The following is a 21,576-nucleotide window of genomic DNA, read 5'->3' as shown; positions in this document are numbered from 1 at the left end:
ATGTTTTGTGCAAAAATCACCGTATTTTCAACGCTCTCCGCGTGTGAAAGTAGATATACCAACAGGGGATGTTATTATTCATGATCCGCCGAATATACCGGAGGAGCCGAAGTTTTCAATTGAAACAATGTTACTGCCAGCAATGATGACGATTTTAACATTGATATTATATTTTGTAATGATGAAATTTATGAAGATGAATTCAAGTTATATGCCATTAATGATGGTTTCAAGTATTCCAATGTTGGGATCATATGTAATTACAACGATGGGGCATTTCCGTAAAAAGAAAGAACATCGTCAAATGGTTGAACAATTACAAACAAGATACTTAGAGCAAATTCAAAAGCATCGAGTGGAATTAGATACGTTAAAGGTTGAACAAGCAAAATATTTAATTACACAAAATCCAAGCCCATTAAAAAGTGTACAAAGAATTGAAAACCGAGAAAGTAATTTATGGGAGCGTACACCTGAAAGTCCGGACTTTTTAGATATTCGTATTGGAACAGGAGAAAGACCATTTCTTGTAGAATTGAAGGTACCTGAACAGAAAGGTTATGAAGAAAATCCATTAGTTACAGAAGCACAAAATGTGAAAAGGGATTTCAATACGATACCTAATGGACACATTTCAATTTCTTTGAAAAAAAACGATGTAATTGGTGTAGTCGGAAATAAAGAAGATAGACTAAACTTTATTCGAATTGTAACGACGCAAATTATGACACATCATGCACCAAATGAAGTGAAAATAGCAGCCTTTTATCATGAGAAGGAGAAAAAACAGTGGGATTGGATGAGGTGGCTTCCTCACGTATGGGATGAACAGAGAAGTATGCGTTTTTTATCTGAAAATCAACAAGATGCGCAGAAGCTAGCTGAAGTACTCTTTACCCCACTTAACATGCGCAGAATCTATAATTCTTCTGCGCAAGCGGATGCAAAAGTTCCTTTAATTCCAATGTATGTCTTTTTCTTATCGGCGAGAGAATTTTTAGAGGATGATCCTTTAACTCCAATGTTACTTAGAGAAGGTGAAAGTGTAGGAGCTTCTACATTTATTTTTGCGGAACAAAGGGAACGCTTACCTATGGAATGTGATCTTATTATAAGTTTAAATGGAGAAAATGGTGAGTTAGTAGAAACTTTTTCAAGTTCAGCTGAAAACAGTGGGACAACGCGTGCAAGTTTTAAAGTAGATCGACTTTCATTCGAACGATGTGAACTAGGAGCGCGAAGCATTGCTCCAATTCGAATGAAAAGTTCTACAGCAGCCAACATTCCGAAAGTATTAACATTTTTAGACTTGTTTCAAGCTAAAAACATGGAAGAGTTACAAGTGCTCGAGAGATGGAAAGAAAATCGATATCCGACTTCATTACCGGTTCCAATTGGTGTAAGAGAGGGAAGTAAACCTGTTTTTCTAAATATTCACGATAAAATAGAGAAAAAAGGGCATGGTCCGCACGGTCTAATGGCTGGTACAACTGGATCAGGAAAAAGTGAAGTTATTCAGTCTATAATAGCAGCGTTAGCAGCAACCTATCATCCTCATGAGATGGCATTTATGCTTATCGATTATAAGGGTGGCGGAATGTCAAACACATTTGCGGGATTACCGCATATTATTGCATCTATTACGAACCTAGAAGATCCAAACTTAATTGAGCGTGCCAGAATTTCATTAAAGGCAGAATTAGAGCGTAGACAAAAGTTATTCATTCAGGCTGGAAATGTCCAGCATCTAGATGAATATTATGAAACAAGCTGGCGTGAAAAAGAACCTTTACCACATTTATTTATTGTTATTGATGAGTTTGCTCAAATGAAAAAGGAACAACCAGAATTTATGGACGAGCTAATTAGTGTCGCTGCAATAGGAAGAACTTTAGGGGTGCACTTATTATTGGCAACTCAAAAACCTTCAGGGGTTGTAAATGACAAGATTTGGAGTAACTCGCGTTTTCGAATTTGTTTACGTGTACAAGATGATGCGGATAGTCGTGAAATGCTAAAGATTCCAGATGCATCTAAAATCAATGTACCAGGACGAGGGTATCTCCAAGTTGGTAGCAATGAAGTATTGGAATTATTCCAATCTGCATGGAGCGGAGCACCTTATAATCCAGATGAAGAGAAAGTTCTTGATATTGTTGACTTTACAGAAGTTAAGCTTTCGGGTGAAAGAATAAAAGTGAAAAAGCGTCCAAAACCAATGACAAATAGTCCAAAGCAATTACAAGCTTTTATTCAATATGTACAGAGCGTATCAGAAAAAGAAAATATTAAAGCATTATCAGGACCTTGGCTGGATCCATTACCGGAAAAATTATTGTTAAAAGAATTTTATGCTATGGAAGATTGGACAATTGGTGAGTGGAATAAACCGAAAGAATATTTACAAGTAACGGTAGGATTAATTGATGATGTTGCAAATCAAGCACAATTTCCTCTGAAGTTAGATTTACAAGAAGGGCATTTAAATATATATGGTATGCCAGGTACAGGGAAAACGACGATGTTGCAAACCATTATTATGTCCTTAGCTGTATCTCATACACCAGAAGAAGTGAATTTTTATGTTATTGATTTTGGTCGTATGTTCTTAGATTTTAGAGATTTACCTCATATAGGTGGGATTGTACAAGAAGGCGAAAATGAAAAAATGAAACGTCTATTCGGATTTTTGAAGAAGGAAATCACGGATAGAAAAGAGAGTTTTTCTAATATCGGTGCAAAGTCATTCTCTATGTATAATCGAATGGTTGGAAAGAGAATTCCTGCTATCGTTGTAATGGTAGATGGTTATATAAGATTTAAAAATGAATTCGAAAAAGAGAATGAAGTATTAGAAATGTTATTACGCGAATCAAGCACATATGGCGTGTACTTCTATTTCTCGCTTAATCAAACAATTGATATGTTTGATCGTGTTCGTAATAATATACCGATGGCAATTACATTTGAATTGCAAGATAGAGCTGAATATCCTAGTTTAGTTGGTAGACCGAATTTCCCGTTAATTGAAGTTCCTACTGGCCGTGGGTTAATGAAAGGACAACCACCTGAATTGTTCCAAGCAGCACTGCCGTTTATAGGTGAAAGTGAATTAGAATACTCACAGCAATTAAAAACGATTATTCAAAAAATGGGCAGTGAATGGAATGGTGAAAAAGCAAAAGAGATTCCAATGGTTCCTAAAGAAATATTTGTAGAAGATTTAGTTGAGCAATTAGAACCAACTCAAATTTCTGCAGGAGTTGAAACAGACGATATCCGTTTGCAAAATTTTTCATTGGACGAAATGAATCATATATTTATCGGTGGAAGAATAGAAGGTGGGAAAACATCATTATTACAAACACTTCTTTTCACTACTACATACCAATACTCTCCAGAAAAGGTTGAGCTATACTTAGTAGACCTTGGTGAAAGACCTACTGGCATATTAGCTCTTGGAGATTTACCTCATGTGAAGAAGAAAGTTACAGATGATATGCAATTAAAAGAAATGTTAGATGAATTGTTAGAGCTAATAAATAATAGAGAAGCAGTAGTACCTTCTATAGATCCAAAGGTAACAGTGGAGTTTCCATATAAGAAAATAATCATTGCAATTGATGATATTGATCAAATGTTAACTGTATTATCTAATGATTATGAGGCGAAAAATAAAATGGAACTAATAGTTCAAAATTGTAAAAATAAAGGGATTCATTTTTTAACGGCGGCTACAACATCTAGTGTAAATAACTTTTCACATGAAAAATGGTTTGCGGAAATTAGAAAGAGAAGTATTGGTTATTTATTAGGAACGACTCACAATAACGATGTGTATTTCTTTAATATGAAACTTCCACATGCTGAAATCGATCAAGAATTATTAAGTGGGGATGGATATTGCATACGTAGAAAGCCAATAAAAATAAAATGTGCATATACACCATTACATTTACTTCGCACGATGACAGACAAAATTAGTGTGAAATGGTCTGAATTAAAAGTGAAATAATATTAAAATAGGGTTAAATTACTATAAAATAGAATTTTTTTGCAATTTAACTCTTTTAAAATTGTATGAATATAGTTTATAATCTAATTGTTGTATCATTTATGATTTGAAAGGGGAAATTAATAAAATGACAGAAATTAAAATTAGACCAGAAGACCTTGAAAGAATTTCTAATAACTTTAATAACGCAGCTGCGGAAGCACAAAGTCAAGTTAATAGACTTGAAGGCGATATTAAAAGCTTAGATGGACAATGGGCTGGGTCAACACAAGCGAAATTCAGAGGGGAATTTGAAAATTCTAAACAAAAAATGCAACAATACATTCCTATTTTAGAAGGAATTTCGAGAGACCTAAAACGTATTGCTGAGAAATTCCGTAGTACAGATAACACATACTAAGAATAGAACAATTGCAAAAGACCGGGAGCTATTGTTCCTGGTCTTTTGTATGAAAAATTGTCATATGAGAGTAAGGGGATAAAATGGGATTCCGACCGGAAGTAGGAGAAGAAATTAGTCTTAATAAAGATGTTTATCGGTTTGAGAAACATCCAGCAGTAGTTGGGATTGAAATGCCATATGGGCAAGAAGGTAGACAAGGAACAGTCTATCAACTACAACATGAAAATGGTATGGAACGAATTGCATTAAAAGTTTTTAAGGAACGCTATCGTGAGGAAAAACATCAACTAGCATTTTTGAAACCACTTTCTTCTATTGCGGGTCTTAAAGTATGTTCACGCTATATCGTTACTAAAGAAGAACATATATCTGCAATCGAAAAATCAGAAGATCTTGCTAACAGTATTGTAATGCCTTGGATTGAAGGTCCAACTTGGGCTGATATTTTACAAGAGCAACGAATGTTATCAAAAGAACAATGTTTCTTTATTGCAGAAGCATTTCTTACAACACTTAAAATGATGGAAGAAAATGAAGTTGCTCATAATGATTTATCGTCTAGCAACGTACTCATACCTTTCTTGAGTGAAAATCCAATTGAAGGACAACACTATATCGAACTTGTTGATGTTGAGCAAATGTATGGACCAAAAACGAAAAGGCCTATGCTATTGCCAGCAGGTTCAGCGGGCTATGCACCAATGTATTTAAAAAGCGGGGTATGGCAAAAAGAAGCCGATCGATTTGCAGGTGCCATTTTATTAGGAGAAATATTAAGTTGGTGTAGTGAAGAAGTTCGAAATGAAAAATGGACGGATGCAAGTTACTTTAAAACGGAAGAAATGCAGACAGAATGTGAAAGATATGCTTTACTTCAACAAGTATTACATAATCAATGGAACGGGGAAATTGCAAAACTATTTCAGCGGGCATGGAGTAGTAACTCTTTCGCAGAATGTCCAAGCTTTGCGCAATGGTACGATGTATTTAAGGGTGCAAGAGAAATAATAAAAATTGATGCGGAAAGGCAGTCAGCAGAAGAACACTCTCTTTTTGTATCGAAATGTTTGGAAATTGCAAGATTATTAGAAGAGAGAGGATTTAAACAAGCGGCATTATATGAATATAAAATAATTTTCAATTCACTCAATCCATCAACAGCTCTACAAAAAGAACTCGCATATATCATTCAAACTATGGAGAGTCAAGAGCCTGAAATAAATCAAAAAATGGTACTACAAAATTATTTGGAACTAGCTACTGAATTGGAACGAGAAAACAATGCAGCATTTGCTTGTTTCGTCTATTCACGAATCGTACAATTTCCAAACATTGATCATGCGTTAAAACAGGAAATTGAAAGCATTATTGAAGAGATAAAAGAAGAGCAAGGAACACAGTCGCAGCAAGAAGTAGCAGCTACAATTACAGTGCCAAATAGCATTCTACAGAGCCGAAAACAAACGAAAAAACAAGTGGAATATGATGTGGATGATGAAATTTTAAATGCAAAAGCATCAAATCAACCACTCACAATAACGCATGAACAAAGCGAACCGTCGGCTTTTTCTACATGGTGGAAAAAGAATAAAAAGCGAATTTTGATTATTGGTTCAACTGTAGTGGTTGTTATAGGTGGTTCAACGTTATTTTATTTCTACACAACAAACGCTAAATATCAAAAGTTTATGGAACAAGCACGACAAGCTTATGATGATAAAAAATATACAAAAGCTGAAGAAGCTGTTGGACATGCAATTGCTGTGAAGGGGAAAGACGAGGCTTATCTCCAATTAGCAACGATTTACGTTGCTGAAGGAAAAAATAAAATTGCAATCGATTATATTACAAAACTAATAAAAGATAGAGAAATCGATAAAGAAAATAATGAAGCTGCTTATCTATTAGCTTCAGCTAATTTCCGAATTGGAAAATATCAAGAAGCAGTGCAAAATTTTGAACAAGCGTTAGCGAATAATGCAAAAGGAATTGAACCATACAAAAAAGATGCGATGCGAGATTTAGCTGTAAGTCATATGAAAATGAAAGAATTTGAAAAAGCGGAAGATGTTATTGTCAAAATGAGCACGAAGACAAATGAGGATAAGGCAATTGTTTCTTATTTAAAAGGTCAATTATCAACCGCAACGGTACAGTTAGACAAAGCAGAATCTTTCTTTAAACAAGCTATTATGCAAGATTCAAAGAATGCCATATATACAATTGAACTTTCAAATTTATATGTGCTTTGGAATAAAACAAATCTAATTGATAGTGCAAAGAAAGAAATGAATTATCAACAAGCATCTCACATTTTACAAGTAGCGATTCAAAAAGATATGAAAAATATTGAGTTGTTAAATCAACTAGGAATTGTGTATTACGAAGCGGGTCAATTTTATGAAACGCGAGATGGTGCAAAGAGTACTGCTGCATATCAGCAAGCGTTAGAAGCTTACAATAGAGTTGTCAGCAGTGGAACACGCGACATAAATACGCTTGTAAATATCGGGATTTTATACGATAAAGTGGGACAAGGGAATGAAGCAGAGAAGCTTTTCACAGAAGCATACTCACAAAACGATGAAAATCCACATGTGAATTTTGCATTCGGGATGTTTAAAATTAAACAGAAAAAATACGAGGAAGCAAGTCGTTTCTTAAGAAAAACAGTGCAAGCAAATGAAAATGAATCCGAAGTGAAAGCTGCGCAAGAAAAACTAACAGAAATGAAAACAAACGGTTGGATTCAATAAAGATAGGAAAAGGGGAAAAGGACATGGAGGAAAACAATAATAACTTAGGGAAAAAAGTCGCTATATCAGTAATGTCAGTAGCTTTATTTGGGACGTCAGGATATCTTGTGTATGACAAAGGCTTTAAGACAGCAGGAAAAGAACAAGTAAAACTAGCAAGTAATACAGAAGAGAAAAAAGATGATCGTATTACAGGGGGCGATTTACAGTCTATGTTCCCGAATTTAGTCGCTGATCCTGCAAAAAAAGATGAAAAACCCGGCGAAAAACCAACTATTAATTTAGCAGACTTAATTGGAAATAATAAATCACCAATTACGCCAGTAACGTATAAACCTGATGAAGTATCGGTGGAAAAGAAAGATCCACAAATCAAATTATCAGATGCACCAACTCCACAAAAACTAGATTTACCAACTAATATGGTTGGACCTGTGGCAGAACCGACGGGGAATTTACCTGAACAGGGAAAAGTGAATGATAATAAACAACAACTTAATGGGCTAGAAGGAGATGGGAAAAAACCAGATACAAATCCAGAGCCAAACCCAAACCCGGGTCCAAACCCAGAACCGAATCCGAGTCCGAACCCGGGTCCAAATCCAGAGCCAAATCCGAGTCCGAACCCGAACCCGAACCCGAACCCGGGCCCAAATCCAGAGCCAAACCCAAATCCAAAACCAAAACCGGATCCAGAACCAACACACCCAACAATTACAGTATCACCAAAAACGGGTGATATTTTAGTTGAGTGGTACGCTGGAAATGGAAAATACTATTCATCTGTTTTCTTTAATGATTTTTATACGAGTCAAAAAGAACTGGATGAAAATGCATTAAATAATTTAACAAACTACTATAGCAAAAAAGAAGACTGGACGCTCGTTAGCCAATTGAATACACCATCAAAATCAAAATCGATAGCTGAACATAAGTTAGCATTAGATAATGTAGAACAAATTCTTACAAGTGGTGAATATTCAAATGAGAGAGCATTATTCTATTTACGTAACCAAATGAATGTATTAAATGAATCGGTTACTACACAAGAAGAATTACAAAGATACTTGAGTGAAAATAAGAAAGATTATATTAAATCTGTAGCAGAAAAAGTTTATCAAACAGCAACAGAAGAAAAAAGAGAGTGGTCAAATACAGGGGATGTAGCATCTTTAGAACAAGCATTAAGTAAATTTTATTTAGTTACATCAGTATTTGAAAGTGTAGATCCTACATTAGTAGAAAAAGCGAATCAAGGTGTAGAAGATATTTTCAACCAGCTATTACAAGAAGAATTACAGAACCTTAATATCCAAACATCAGTAGTGCAGTCTGCAACTGAAACAAAAGAAAAAGCAAGCCCTGTAAAAGAAAATACTAGCAGTAATGAAGGAAAAGCAGTTACAGAAGAAAATGAGGCAACAAGTACAACAACTGAGAAAATCCAAAAAGATGCTAAGACTGAAGGTGCCAAAAATAACGAGAAAACAAATAATATCGATTCAAGTACTCAAAAAGCACAAGTAAAATCTGAACCATTTAGTCAAGAAATCGATCAAATAGAAACATATTTAAATCCAGCAAATCCACATTATGAAAATGCTTTGCTATTAGCAAATCAGTATGTTGACGGGGCAACAGGAGAACAAAAAGAAAAATTAGAACAGCAATTTAGTGCGGCTGTAGAGGGACTTCGTGGACAAATAAAAGATCCTAATTTTACAGTGGAAGATGCTATAAATAAAGCAAATTTATTAGCCAATACGGCAAGAGTAGAAAAATCTGTTCAAGATGAATCTCATAAGTTATTAATGCCGCTAATGTTTGAAAGAAAAGCAAACGATGCTGCAAATAATGGAGAATATTATACAGCGGTATTAAATATTGCAAATGCAATTCGTACAAAGCACCCATTGGAACGTTCAAGAGAAGAAATGGTTAATTATGCGAATAAATTATGGACAGATACAGAAAATGAATGGAATAAAATAAATGGAACGACAGGATGGCAAAGTGAAGTAAGTAAAACATTATTACCATCATACACATTACTTGCACAGTTAAAGGATATTGATAAAACGATTGGCCAAATTAGTGGTATGAATATGATTGATAACGCATCCAAAAAAATGGAGGGAATTCAACTTATTCAGTTAGCAGGTGATGAAGCAAATAAAGAAGGACAAACGAACCTTTATAATGCTTTACATTATTATGGTCAAGCAGCTTCTCGAGGTGTGGTTGACAAAACAGGATTTTCTAATGTTGCTAGTCTTGTAATTAAAGAAGCAAAACAGTTAGAAACAACGCAATATAAATCAGCGTTAAACAACTATCAAATTTTATATAAAACACCAGGTATTGAAGAATTAGGAATTAAAGATGGGGTAAAAGCGGCAATTGAGTATTTGAGTACATTTGAAGCTGCAAAGGTAAGCGGGAATAAAGATACGATTGAAGATTTAGCTTCAGCAATTGAATTAACTTACCACTCTATGGAACTAGGATATCCAGAAGCAGATGCAAAAGAGTGGATGAATACGGTAGCTCTAAAAATGTTTAATAAAGGTGCAGGATATATGTCTGCAACTGATACGAATAATGCGTATAAATGTTTTGAATTTTTAACTCGTGATAAATATGAAAAAGCTATTAATGGAGAAATAACGAAACAAGCAAAAGAGAATGTAGAAAAAATTAAAGCTATGAACGTTAAAAAATAATTGGATTTAACATTCGCCATCTTACTTTGCGTAAGATGGCGAAATTATTTCGCATAAGGAGTAAATATTAATGAGTTTAGTAGAAATTTGAATTTTACTAAACTCATTAATTATTCATTAAAGCCACACTATGCATAATACAGAATTTGAAAGGTGGAAAAAAGATGATTAGCAATTTAAAAAGGGAAGCATTAGCCTCATTGAAAGGCCGATGGGGATTAGGGGTAGGTTCAACGTTTCTTAATTATCTCATCCCCGTAGCAAGTATGTATATCATTGGTATAGTAGTATTTCTAATTTTGGGTTTGTTTATAGATATTATAGGACCTGAGAACTTTGTATATTATTCATATGGCGAACCTCAAATTAATTTTGGATTGATTTAATCTCAAATTATTGTATGGGCTATTATTTTTATTCTTTATATTGTTGTACAAAGTGTTATGAGTTACGGCTATTATACAATCACATTACGTTTAGCGAAAAATGAATCTACCACAATAGGTGATTTATTTGCTGGTTTCAATTCAAATAATATATTTAGAGCTATGAAATTAGGTATCTTACAAACAATATTTATTAGCTTATGGAGTCTTTTGTTCATTGTTCCAGGTATTATTAAATTTTTCTCTTATTCTATGGCTTACTACATTATGTTAGAGAATCCAGAATGTACAGCAAGTGAAGCAATTAAAAAAAGTAAAATGATGATGAAAGGACATAAGTTAGATTTATTTATCACTTGGTTAAGTTTCATTGGGTGGTTTATTTTAGGTTCATTGGTGGGAATATTTACACTAAATCTTCCATATCTTTGGATTACGCCATATTATACTACTACAGTATCACATTTCTACCTAAATCTAGTAAATAGAACTAATAATACAAATGAAGTACCAGTTATCAATATTCAAAAATAACGGATTTAACATTCGCCATCTTACTTTAAGTAAGGTGGCGAAGTTATTTTAAATAAAGAGTGTAGTTCAATGAGTTTACTAGAAATTTGTCCATTAGATGAGACGTTAGTGGAAGTTTTACAGAATGAAGAAAAAAGAGTTCGTTTTTATGAGATATTACAGAAATCAAATTTGTACGTTGTTGCAAATTATTGGAGAATTTTAGGGAGAATACTCAAGATTTAAGGATTGAGTTTAAAATATATGAATCTTAGGTAGTTTGAATTGGAGATGTAATATGAAAGTGAATAAAGCATTTGAATATATATGTAATCTAATATCTGAAAAGTATTTAGATAATGGTTGGAAATATTCTAAGTCAGGTCATTGGATGAGTAAAAAAGATAAAAATTTCATTTATAAGGTACTCCTTTATACAAGTTGGAATAATATATCTGATAAAAATGTAGTATTTTATGGTGAATGTGCAATTCTTCCTTTAAAATCTAAAGATAAAATATTTCATATTAATACACGTCAGTGCAATGTACCAAGCGATCAGTTATATTGGAACATAGCAAATGAGGAAGAGTGGGAGCGGACAGTTAATGAATTCACTAATTGGTTAAATAGTGTATTTATGCTAATTTTAGAAAAGTGCACAAATGATTTAAATAACTTTGTAAAAGAGGTTGTTGAAAAGGGTTTTTATCCTCAAAAGGGTTATATGATAGATATTAATTTTATATTAACGCACGGGTCGCGTGAATTGGCAGAGGAAGCTATCAAAAGATACTATGCCAGTTTGGAAGAGTCAATAAAAAAAGAATTTAAAGATAACTATGAAAGTATGGTGTGTAGTAATGAAGCAGTTAGTGCATATGGTAATAACATGATGAGAAATTACACCAATTTTAGAACTATCATAGATAATAAAATAATTGTTACTTTATAGTACATCAAATGATTTGAATTAGTAAGCGATAATTGGTAACCCAATTATCGCTTTTGTTTTTAAATAAGGGTACGGGTGAAGGTAGTAAGAGTACTAGTGGGAATAGTAAGCGTTTAAGTGATGTGAAAATTCCATCAGTAAGAAACAATGAGTTTAATAAATGGTTTGATAATCTAACAGTAAAAGAATTTGAGGAAATGTAGAATAATCCTCAGTTGAGAAGTAAAATAGAAGATAGGATTAGACGCTCAGGAGGATACCATGAGTGGCATCTTGTAGCAAGAACTCCTAAATTTAAGCGGTGGGGAATTAGTAGGGATGATATTAAAGAAATGAGGTCTCTGACTAAAGATGTTGAATTTGTAAATCCACCTGGTCGTCATGGAAGAAGAGGCTCGACAAAAATACATAATTAAATGTTAAAGATTATTGATTCTACTTCTGACTATGAAAGTTTTTTAAAGGGCTTAATGAGTGGGCTGAAAATAGAATAAAAAATGGCATTATGTATTTACCAGAAGGTTTGAGGAGATAAAAAATGAAAAACGATGTTTCTTTATGGTTAGGATGCTTTAGTGATTTTGATGAAATCGAAACGTACACTGAAATAAAATATAGTGTAGATGGAGTACATCCAATAACAGGTGGAGTCATGTCTACTACAGCGGTAAATAACGCTATTCAACAAAAAGAGTCATCACAACAACAAGATGAAGATAATCCAGAAAAAGGTACTGATGATCACGGTGATGATGATGATGGATAGCGAAAAATAAAAAAGGTTTCTCAACAAATTTTAATATACCCCTTGACAGTTACTAATATAACCGATATACTTCATATTAATTTCAAAAGAAAATATATTCTAAATATTTAATTGTGTTGAATAGGAGTAGTAAGGTCGTATATTTGTACAGAGAGCTATGGGTTGGTGTGACATAGCCAAATGACATCCTGAACTCGCCTAGGAGCAGTAAGGTGGAACGGAATCACATTCTTAGTAAATCTTAACGGTTAACCTTCGATATTAGGTTTGTAATCAAACGATTACTACTAAGGTGGATTCATAATGGAATCAATAAGGGTGGTACCGCGTTAAGTAAATGGCTTAGCGTCTCTTTATATAGAGACGCTAGGCCATTTTTTTATTTTATGGAAATAGAAATGGAGGGTTTATTCGGATTGGTTTATAGAATTTAATTATTTATATAAAAAGATGTAATTAGGAGGAAAATAAGATGAAACAGACGGAGCAATGGACTTCGAAATTAGGGTTTATAATGGCTGCAGCAGGATCTGCAATTGGACTAGGCGCAATATGGAAGTTTCCTTATATCGCTGGGAAGAGTGGGGGAGGAGCATTCTTTTTAATCTTTATTTTATTTACTGTATTAATTGGACTACCACTACTTATAGCTGAATTTATGATTGGACGCAGTACGCAGAAACAAGCAGTTGGCGCATTTAAAAGTATCGCACCTAATACAGGATGGCACTGGATTGGACGCCTTGGCGTTGGAACATGTTTTATACTACTTTCGTTTTATAGTGTTGTAGGTGGATGGGTGTTAATTTATTTATTTAGAGGAGTAACGGGACAACTTATTACTCCGGGACAAAATTATGGAGCATTATTTACTGAAACAATTGGAAATCCCGCTTGGGCGATTATGGGACATTTCGCTTTTATGTTTATTACGATTTGGGTTGTATCAAAGGGGGTACAAAATGGAATTGAAAAAGCAAGTAAATATATGTTGCCAGCATTGTTCGTTTTATTTGTTGCTCTTATTATGCGTTCATTAACACTTGATAATGCAATACAAGGTGTGAAATTTTTCTTACAACCAGACTTCTCAAAGATTACTTCAGAAAGTATTTTGTTCGCGATGGGACAATCATTTTTTGCGATTAGTATTGGGATTTCGATTATGGTAACGTATAGTTCCTATTTAAATAAAAAAGAAAGTTTACCAAAATCAGCAATAACAATTGTTGGATTGAATTTATTTGTTTCATTATTTGCGGGTCTTGCTATTTTTCCAGCCGTATTTTCATTAGGAATGGAACCAACAGAAGGGCCTGGATTACTATTTATCGTATTACCATCTGTATTTAGTCAAATTCCATTCGGTGGATTTTTCTTAACAGTATTTCTTGCACTCTTTACATTTGCGACATTAACATCGGCATTTTCGCTACTAGAGACAGTTGTGTCAGCATTAGCAAATGGTGAACAAGAAAAGAGAACGAAATTATCATGGATGATCGGTTTCGGCATTTTCTTAGTAGGTATACCATCAGCGTTATCATTTGGAGTATGGAGTGATATTACGATTTTCGGAAAGAATATTTTTGATGCAGTAGACTTCTTATCTAGTAATATATTAATGCCACTTGGAGCACTATTCATTAGTATTTTCGTTTCATTCAAAATGGAAAAGAAGGTGCTAGAAGCAGAGTTTTTTGTAGGTGGAAATTATGGGAAGAAAGTATTTATTTGTTGGGCTTTCTTACTTCGATTTGTAGCACCGCTAGCAATCATCATCGTCTTTTTAAATGTAATAGGGATTATTTAAGGTTAAATGTTATAATATTCAGTAAAAAGGTGGCGGTTTTTATGGCGGATTTAATAGAAGCAGGGAAATACATGAACATTAGAGGGAAAAAGCTATACGTTGAAACGCATGGAAATCCTAAAAATAAACCGGTCTTATACTTGCATGGTGGGCCAGGAGAAAGTTGCTATGATTTTTCATTTCATCAAGCGGAATGTTTAAAAGATTCTTTATATGTAATTATGATAGATCAAAGAGGTGTTTGTCGCTCAGAAGAAATTACTGAGGACGAAGCTTTTGGATTAAATGATTTGATTGAAGACTGTGAGGAACTAAAAAAAGTATTACAAATTGAGAAGTGGTCTGTAATTGGACATTCTTTCGGTGGATATGTAGCATTGTTATATGCGTCGATATATCCAAGTTCAATAGAGAAAATAATATTTGAGGGGCCAACTTTCGATTTTGCATTAACAAGTAGAGCCTTGTTACAAAAGACAGGGAATCTATTAAAAAAATATGGAAAAGAAGAAGTAGCAGAAGAGTCCTTTGCTTATTCATCTAGCAATGCTACTTCAGAAGAGTTGTTAGAAGCGTATATAAGACTAAGTGATGAACTAGAAGAAAAAAGAATGGAGATTTACAATTATAAGGAAGATGTGACAGAAGAGAGTTTATATAGTGATGAAGAGTGGGAAGTATTTTCAAATCGCTCCAAAATTCATTTTGATAGATTAAAATTAGAAGGAGCATTTCATACTTCATTATTACAAAAAATAAAAGAAATACAAAATCCAATGTTATTAATTGTAGGAAAATACGATGCAGTAACGTGTGAAAAACAAATTGAAATATTTAATAAAGATGCTCGAAACGGCAAGTACATCGCTTTTGAAGAGAGTGGTCATTCACCACATTATGAGGAAGCAGATAGATTTGCAGAAACAGTCATACATTTTTTGAAATAAAGAAAAGGGTGCTTCTATAAATGGGAAGCACCCTTTCTAAATTTCTGGATATGTGATTGTAATATTAGGCCATTTGTTTTGCCAATTCTTTTTAGTAACTCTAGTATTGTACATATGCAGTCGTTCTTTTGATTCAAGAAAATGATCTGTTGGTCTCACTTGTAAGGAAAGAACATCTTCAATACCGCATGGAGCCGTTAATATGACGTTGTTTAATTCATCAAGTGTAACTCCTAAAGCGGTTGCTGTTTCAGGAAATTTAGAAATAGCATCAACAGAAGAAGAATACGGTGGCATATTATTCACTACATGCATACGAGCTTGATTTTTTACCGACCAAGGGATCGTAGCATCAATATTCTTTAATTTCGTTTCTAATGATTGTTCGTATATCTCATCTTTATGTAGACTATCATAATAAATCACATCAACATCAGGCATAGCTGTTTTAGCTTCATAGTTATGTAAAGTATCCCAAATTTTAGAGCGAACAAATCCGGCGCAAATCCACCAATCTGGTAGCTCTAGTGATTTTGCTAATTGTAATACGTTCATCATCCATTCGTCGTTTTCTATTAAGCGAATTATATCTTGCTCTGTTTGTATAGTCATTTGTTATCCCACCTACTATTTTTATAGAGGACTAATTCATCAGATTCTATTAAAATAATTGTAACTTTTTTACTTTATCATATGTATTACACTTTGTAACTGAAAGTATATGACATAGAAGAAATAATTTTTTGAAAAGATAAATAATGATAGTATAGTAAAAGATGGGCATGAAAAAGTCTTCCATATAATATGGAAAGTAAAAAGGAGCGGGGGATTAAATTTGTATACAACATTTCTATTTGATCTAGATGGAACATTGACTGATCCGAAAGAAGGAATTATTAATTCAGTACTGTATGCATTAAAAAAGGTTGGAATTGAAGAATTACATAAAAGAGAGTTAGATTCATTTATTGGACCGCCGATTCAGCAATCATTCATAGAGAGATATAATATGGGGGAAGGAGAAGTTGAACGAGCGGTTTTTTATTTTCGTGAGTATTTAAAGCAGAGTGGATTGTTTGAAAACAATGTATATGAAGGTATTCCGGATCTTTTACAACAATTAAAAAGTTCGGGCAATCGTTTATTAATAGCAACTTCAAAACCTACTGTATTTGCAAAACAAGTACTAGATCATTTTCAATTAACGGATTATTTTGAAGGTATCATTGGAAGTAATTTAGATGGTACAAGAATAACGAAAGAAGAGATCATTGCTCATATTTTACAAACAAATGAAGAATTTAGTAAAGAAGACATTGTTATGATTGGAGATAGAAAGCACGATATAATAGGTGCAAATCATAATGGAATTGCTTCAATTGGCGTTTTATATGGTTATGGTAGTAAAACAGAATTGACTGAAGTTGGTGCGACTTATATAGTAAAGGATGTAAAAGAACTACATCATTTTTGTTTAGAAAATAGTTTGGTAAAGTAGTAAATATAGAGACTAAAAATCCCTTTATAACGTATGACGATGAAATCGTTTATGTTTAAAGGGATTTTTCATATGTAATCGAATACTTATAATTAGACATTTTTAGCATGAAAAATTTGTATGAATAAGAGGAGGGGTGTCAGAATCAAAAGATTAGTAGAAGTTTATCTACAAAAGTTAGAATTTTCAGTCTAAAGGAGGGGTATAATTGGAGCTAGTTATTATATTATTAGCACTTAGTTTACTAATGTTTGTAGCATATAGAGGGTTTTCTGTTATTTTATTTGCACCGATATTTGCATTATTTGCGGTATTTTTGACAGAGCCTAGTTTTGTATTACCTTTCTTTTCGAATATCTTTATGGAGAAAATGGTAGGTTTTATTAAACTATATTTCCCTGTATTTTTACTTGGGGCAATATTTGGGAAAGTAGTTGAAATGTCAGGAATTGCAGACTCGATTGCAAAGACAATTATAGAGTTAGTTGGTGAAAAACGTACGATTTTAGCGATTGTATTAATGGGTGCGATCTTAACGTATAGTGGTGTTAGTGTGTACGTAGTAGTGTTTGCTGTATATCCGTTCGCAGCTAAGCTGTTTCGACAAGCGAATATCCCGAAGCGTTTAATCCCTGGAACGATTGTACTTGGAGCAGTCACGTTTACAATGGATGCGCTACCTGGATCACCACAAATTCAAAACGTAATACCTACAACATTTTTTAAAACGGACATTTATGCTGCGCCGATACTTGGTATTGTAGGGGCAATTTTTGTACTTACGTTAGGTTTACTATACTTAGAGAGTAGACGTAAGAAGGCGAAGTCAGCAGGAGAAGGGTATTTTGGTTTTAACGATGGGGATACTGAAACGGCAGCTTCTTTGCAAGTAGAACAAAAAGATATGCCGTTACTTAAAAGTATTGAAATTACAAGAATTCAGCAAGTGATTGCTTTTATACCACTTATTTTAGTAGGTGTAATGAATAAGGTGTTTACTATTATGATACCGAAGTGGTACCCAAATGGTTTTGATTTTTCTACAATTGGTATGAAAACATTTGGAAAAGTAGAATTAAGTGCAGTAGTTGGAATTTGGTCAGTAGAATTGGCACTTATTATAGGTATAGTAACTACGTTATTATTATATTGGAAACGAGTAGTAACAGGATTTCAAGCTGGATTGAATACAAGTATTGGTGGAGCGCTACTTGCAACGATGAATACAGGAGCTGAGTTTGGATTCGGTGGTGTCATCGCGGCACTTCCAGGCTTCGCAATTATGAGAGATGGTATTTCTGCCACATTCACAAATCCTCTAGTGAATGGAGCGGTCACGACGAATATTTTAGCAGGTATTACAGGCTCTGCATCAGGAGGAATGGGAATTGTTTTAAGTGCGATGGGAGATAAGTTTATTGCAGCGGCCAATCAATTTGATATTCCATTAGAAGTGATGCATCGTATTGTGTCAATGGCATCAGGAGGAATGGATACATTACCGCATAACGGGGCTATTATTACTATTCTTACAGTGACAGGTTTAACACATAAACAGTCATATAAAGATATTTTTGCTATTACAGTTTTGAAAACGGTTGCTGTGTTTTTAGTTATTGCATTCTATACTGTAACAGGAATTTATTAAGCCGATATTTTATAAACTAAAACATTAATTAGGGTAAGAAGGGGTGGAGTACTTGCAAGAAGTTACTGAGTTCCGTATGCCGAAGTCTGTATTATATGGAAGAAATTCGCTTGAAAAGCTGGGGGAACAATCTAAGAAGTTGGGGAAAAGAGCGTTTATAGTTACGGATACAATTATGGAGGATTTAGGATATGTTGAGAGGTGTATACAACAACTAAATACGAAAGGTATAACTGTTATTACATATAATAAAGTAAATGCTGAGCCTACAAATATACACGTGTTAGAAGCGTTAACACTTTGTAAAGAAGGAAAGTGTGATTTTATTATCGGTATTGGTGGTGGAAGTTGTATAGATGCAGCGAAAGCAGTTGCGGTGTTATATACAAATGGTGGAGAAGTGGAAGATTATGTCCAAAAAGATATGGAAATAGACAATGATCCGCTACCACTAATTGCAATCCCAACAACTTCTGGTACTGGATCGGAAGTAACAAGTGTAGCAGTAATTACGAATAAACGAACAGATGTAAAAATGATGATGAAGCATCCAAATTTCACCCCGCAAGTAGCGATTATTGACCCAATTCTAACACGTTCGGTACCACCGCATATTACAGCAGCAACAGGGATAGATGCATTATGTCATGCAGTCGAAGCATATATTTCTAAAGTTTCACAATCACTTACCGATGTACTTGCACTTTCCGCAATTGAAAGTATTATGAAATATTTACGTATTGCATATGAAGATGGAGAGAATATGGAGGCAAGAGAAGCGATGATGATTGCGTCCTTACAAGCTGGAATCGCATTTTCAAATGCATCTGTTACGCTAGTTCATGGAATGTCCAGACCAGTAGGGGCGTTATTTCATGTACCACATGGTATATCAAATGCAATACTATTACCTACAGTTTTAGAATATACAAAAGTTAGTGCAGTAAAAAGACTAGCGAAAATTGGACGTTGTTTAAATAAAGATTTGTATTCCTATCGTGATGAAGAAGTAGCAGACTACACGCTGAGGGAAATAAAAAAACTTTGTTTTGATCTCCGAATTCCAAACTTAAAAGAATACGGAATTGGTGAAGTTGAATTTGAAAAGGCTATTTCTAAAATGGCATCAGATGCAATTGAAAGTGGAAGTCCAGCAAATAATCCACGTGTGCCATCATATGATGAAATTAAACAGTTGTATCGAGAGTGTTTCCATTATCAATATGAAGATTCTATAAAAACATTAGAAAAATAATTTCAGAATATTCTTATAAAATTTCCTTGGAAATAGTTAAAACAAGACTTTATATTATAAACGTAAAGTCTTGTTTTATTGTGTATAATATACATAATAAAATGTTATGATTAGCTAAAGAAAATAGTCAAAGGTAGGTGTTAGTAATGAAAACAATAGGTTTAATTGGTGGTATGAGTTGGGAATCAACTTCTGAATATTATCGAATCATAAATGGAGAAATAAAAGAGAGATTAGGAGGGTTACATTCAGCAAAATGTATGATTAATAGTGTGGACTTTGAAGAGATTGAACGATTCCAGTCTAACGGAGATTGGAATGGAGCAGGAGAATTATTAGGAAATGCAGCATATTCGTTACAAAAGGGAGGAGCCGATTTTATAATTATTTGCACAAATACAATGCATAAAGTAATTGAGAAAATAAAGGAGAATATTCATATTCCAGTCTTACATATCGCTGATGCAACTGCAAAAGAAATTAAAAAGAAAGATATTCAAAAGGTTGGTTTACTTGGAACTAAATATACAATGGAGCAAGACTTTTATAAATTACGCATAGAGGAAAATCATATAAAAGTAATGGTTCCATCAAAAAAGGATAGAGATAAGGTAAACGAAGTAATATATACAGAATTATGTTTAGGAAAGATAACATCTCCATCTAGGGAGTATTATAAAAGAGTTATAGAAGAGCTAGTACAAGAGGGGGCACAAGGAATCATATTAGGTTGTACAGAAATAGGATTATTAATAAAGCAGGAAGACGTATCAGTTCCGATATTCGACACAACTCATATACATGCAGTTGAAGCAGTTAATTTTGCTTTACAAAATAGAGTATAATTATATTATGTAACCTAGTTCGTGTTTGTGGAAAACATTCTGAAAATACTTTATAATGTAAGTGGTTACATTCAAGGGGGAATGCGTATGTTTTCAGTTCAGCCAATCGCATTTGTACATAATGAAAGAAAGGAAATAAAAGACGATGAGTGGGGAGAAGTAAGATCCTATATTACTTTAACTGAAATGTATACAGAAGAAAGTATACAAGGGATTGAAAATTTTTCTCATATTGAAGTTGTTTTTTATTTTCATAAAGTAACTGATGAACAAATTCAATATTTTGCTAGACATCCTAGAAATAATCAAGATTATCCTAAAGTAGGCATTTTTGCACAGCGCGGGAAAAATCGTCCGAATCGCATAGGAGCCACAATTGTAAAGGTGATCAAAAGAGAAGGTAAATCAATTATGGTTGAGGGGTTAGATGCTATTGATGGCACCCCTATATTGGATATAAAGCCGATAATGAAAGAGTTTATGCCGAAAGAAGAAATTGTACAGCCTAAATGGGCAACGGATATAATGAGACAGTATTGGAAGGGGAATGGAGTAAAATGAGAATATATGAGGCAACAATTGCAGATTTAGATGGACTAGCATCAATTTTTAATAATTATCGTATGTTTTATAGACAAGATTCCGATATAGAAGGAGCAAAAGTATTTTTACGAAATCGAATCGAGAGAAAAGAATCCATTATTTTCGTGGCAGTTGAAGACGGTGAATATATTGGATTCACACAATTATATCCATCATTTTCTTCCATTTCGATGAAAGAATTATGGATATTAAATGATCTGTTTGTACAGGCCACTAAGCGCGGAGCAGGAACAGGTAAAAAATTACTAGAAGCTGCTAAAGAATTTGCCTTAGAAAATGGTGCAAAAGGTGTAAAATTACAAACAGAGATTGATAATTTATCAGCACAGCGATTATACGCTGAAAATGGTTATTTGAGAGATAATCGTTATTTCCATTATGAATTAACATTTTAAAAAAATATAAAATGAAAAGAGACGTTTTCATTGTGTGAACTGAACCCCGAATAGT

At 33.7% G+C, this 21,576-nt stretch carries 14 protein-coding genes, 3 pseudogenes and 1 other annotated feature; of the genes and pseudogenes, 16 read left to right on the top strand and 1 reads right to left on the bottom strand.

Translation table 11 applies throughout. The features are described from left to right. Positions 1-7: 7 nt before the first annotated feature. The 10 genes and pseudogenes from essC to K5S59_RS17950 all read left to right on the top strand — a co-directional run bounded on the left by essC (position 8) and on the right by K5S59_RS17950 (position 15,277). Positions 8-4,015 carry a type VII secretion protein EssC gene (essC, locus tag K5S59_RS17995; RefSeq protein WP_001172755.1) on the top strand — a complete coding sequence of 1,336 codons (4,008 nt, stop codon included), beginning with the start codon at positions 8-10 and terminating at the stop codon, positions 4,013-4,015. A gap of 127 nt (positions 4,016-4,142) precedes the next feature. Beyond that, positions 4,143-4,415, top strand: a complete 273-nt coding sequence (locus K5S59_RS17990; protein WP_000136048.1) for a WXG100 family type VII secretion target — start codon at positions 4,143-4,145, stop codon at positions 4,413-4,415. 83 nt (positions 4,416-4,498) lie between these two features. Next, complete coding sequence (locus tag K5S59_RS17985) at positions 4,499-7,174, top strand: tetratricopeptide repeat protein (RefSeq protein WP_000506908.1); 2,676 nt, start codon at positions 4,499-4,501, stop codon at positions 7,172-7,174. 23 nt (positions 7,175-7,197) lie between these two features. Further along, positions 7,198-9,897, top strand: coding sequence for a hypothetical protein (locus K5S59_RS17980; protein ID WP_220784076.1), 2,700 nt, complete (start codon positions 7,198-7,200; stop codon positions 9,895-9,897). 164 nt (positions 9,898-10,061) lie between these two features. Next, positions 10,062-10,817 (top strand): annotated as a pseudogene (locus K5S59_RS17975) (DUF975 family protein). 69 nt (positions 10,818-10,886) lie between these two features. Continuing rightward, a pseudogene (locus tag K5S59_RS17970) lies at positions 10,887-11,006 on the top strand (SseB family protein); the annotation flags it as partial. An 88-nt stretch (positions 11,007-11,094) separates the two neighbouring features. Beyond that, positions 11,095-11,751: a hypothetical protein gene (locus K5S59_RS17965; protein WP_000867355.1), complete on the top strand. Its 657-nt coding sequence runs from the start codon at positions 11,095-11,097 to the stop codon at positions 11,749-11,751. Positions 11,752-12,379: 628 nt separating this feature from the next. Continuing rightward, positions 12,380-12,517, top strand: a pseudogene (locus tag K5S59_RS30735) (PepSY domain-containing protein); the annotation flags it as partial. Positions 12,518-12,624: 107 nt separating this feature from the next. Further along, positions 12,625-12,873: a binding site (T-box leader), on the top strand. Positions 12,874-12,989: 116 nt separating this feature from the next. After that, complete coding sequence (locus tag K5S59_RS17955) at positions 12,990-14,330, top strand: sodium-dependent transporter (protein ID WP_098068631.1); 1,341 nt, start codon at positions 12,990-12,992, stop codon at positions 14,328-14,330. A 41-nt stretch (positions 14,331-14,371) separates the two neighbouring features. Then, complete coding sequence (locus K5S59_RS17950; RefSeq protein WP_000774250.1) at positions 14,372-15,277, top strand: alpha/beta fold hydrolase; 906 nt, start codon at positions 14,372-14,374, stop codon at positions 15,275-15,277. Between the two features lie 36 nt (positions 15,278-15,313). On the opposite strand, the gene K5S59_RS17945 is transcribed toward K5S59_RS17950, so the two are convergent. Further along, positions 15,314-15,889 (bottom strand): nucleotidyltransferase family protein, encoded by a 576-nt coding sequence (locus tag K5S59_RS17945; protein WP_000155284.1) that lies wholly within the window; start codon positions 15,887-15,889, stop codon positions 15,314-15,316. 223 nt (positions 15,890-16,112) lie between these two features. On the opposite strand from K5S59_RS17945, the gene K5S59_RS17940 reads away from it, so the two are divergent. From K5S59_RS17940 to K5S59_RS17915, 6 genes are all read left to right on the top strand, one after another. After that, positions 16,113-16,775: an HAD family hydrolase gene (locus tag K5S59_RS17940; RefSeq protein ID WP_120449938.1), complete on the top strand. Its 663-nt coding sequence runs from the start codon at positions 16,113-16,115 to the stop codon at positions 16,773-16,775. A gap of 208 nt (positions 16,776-16,983) precedes the next feature. Next, the gene (locus K5S59_RS17935) at positions 16,984-18,423 is read left to right on the top strand and encodes a GntP family permease (RefSeq protein WP_098259058.1); all 1,440 of its coding nucleotides are present in this window, start codon (positions 16,984-16,986) and stop codon (positions 18,421-18,423) included. A gap of 52 nt (positions 18,424-18,475) precedes the next feature. Next, on the top strand, positions 18,476-19,678 hold the full coding sequence (gene eutG, locus K5S59_RS17930; protein WP_220784075.1) for an alcohol dehydrogenase EutG: 1,203 nt from the start codon (positions 18,476-18,478) through the stop codon (positions 19,676-19,678). Positions 19,679-19,824: 146 nt separating this feature from the next. Beyond that, positions 19,825-20,523, top strand: coding sequence for an aspartate/glutamate racemase family protein (locus tag K5S59_RS17925; protein WP_000848584.1), 699 nt, complete (start codon positions 19,825-19,827; stop codon positions 20,521-20,523). A gap of 87 nt (positions 20,524-20,610) precedes the next feature. After that, the gene (tsaA, locus tag K5S59_RS17920; RefSeq protein ID WP_000493265.1) at positions 20,611-21,084 is read left to right on the top strand and encodes a tRNA (N6-threonylcarbamoyladenosine(37)-N6)-methyltransferase TrmO; all 474 of its coding nucleotides are present in this window, start codon (positions 20,611-20,613) and stop codon (positions 21,082-21,084) included. After that, positions 21,081-21,521 carry a GNAT family N-acetyltransferase gene (locus K5S59_RS17915; RefSeq protein WP_097844607.1) on the top strand — a complete coding sequence of 147 codons (441 nt, stop codon included), beginning with the start codon at positions 21,081-21,083 and terminating at the stop codon, positions 21,519-21,521. The genes tsaA and K5S59_RS17915 overlap by 4 nt, the downstream gene beginning before the upstream one ends. Positions 21,522-21,576: the final 55 nt, after the last annotated feature.

The organism is Bacillus sp. BML-BC051 (assembly GCF_019656175.1).
Lineage (GTDB): Bacteria > Bacillota > Bacilli > Bacillales > Bacillaceae_G > Bacillus_A > Bacillus_A mobilis.
The sequence above is the reverse complement of the archived record's forward strand: the minus strand, read 5'-3'. Positions and strand labels throughout refer to the sequence as shown.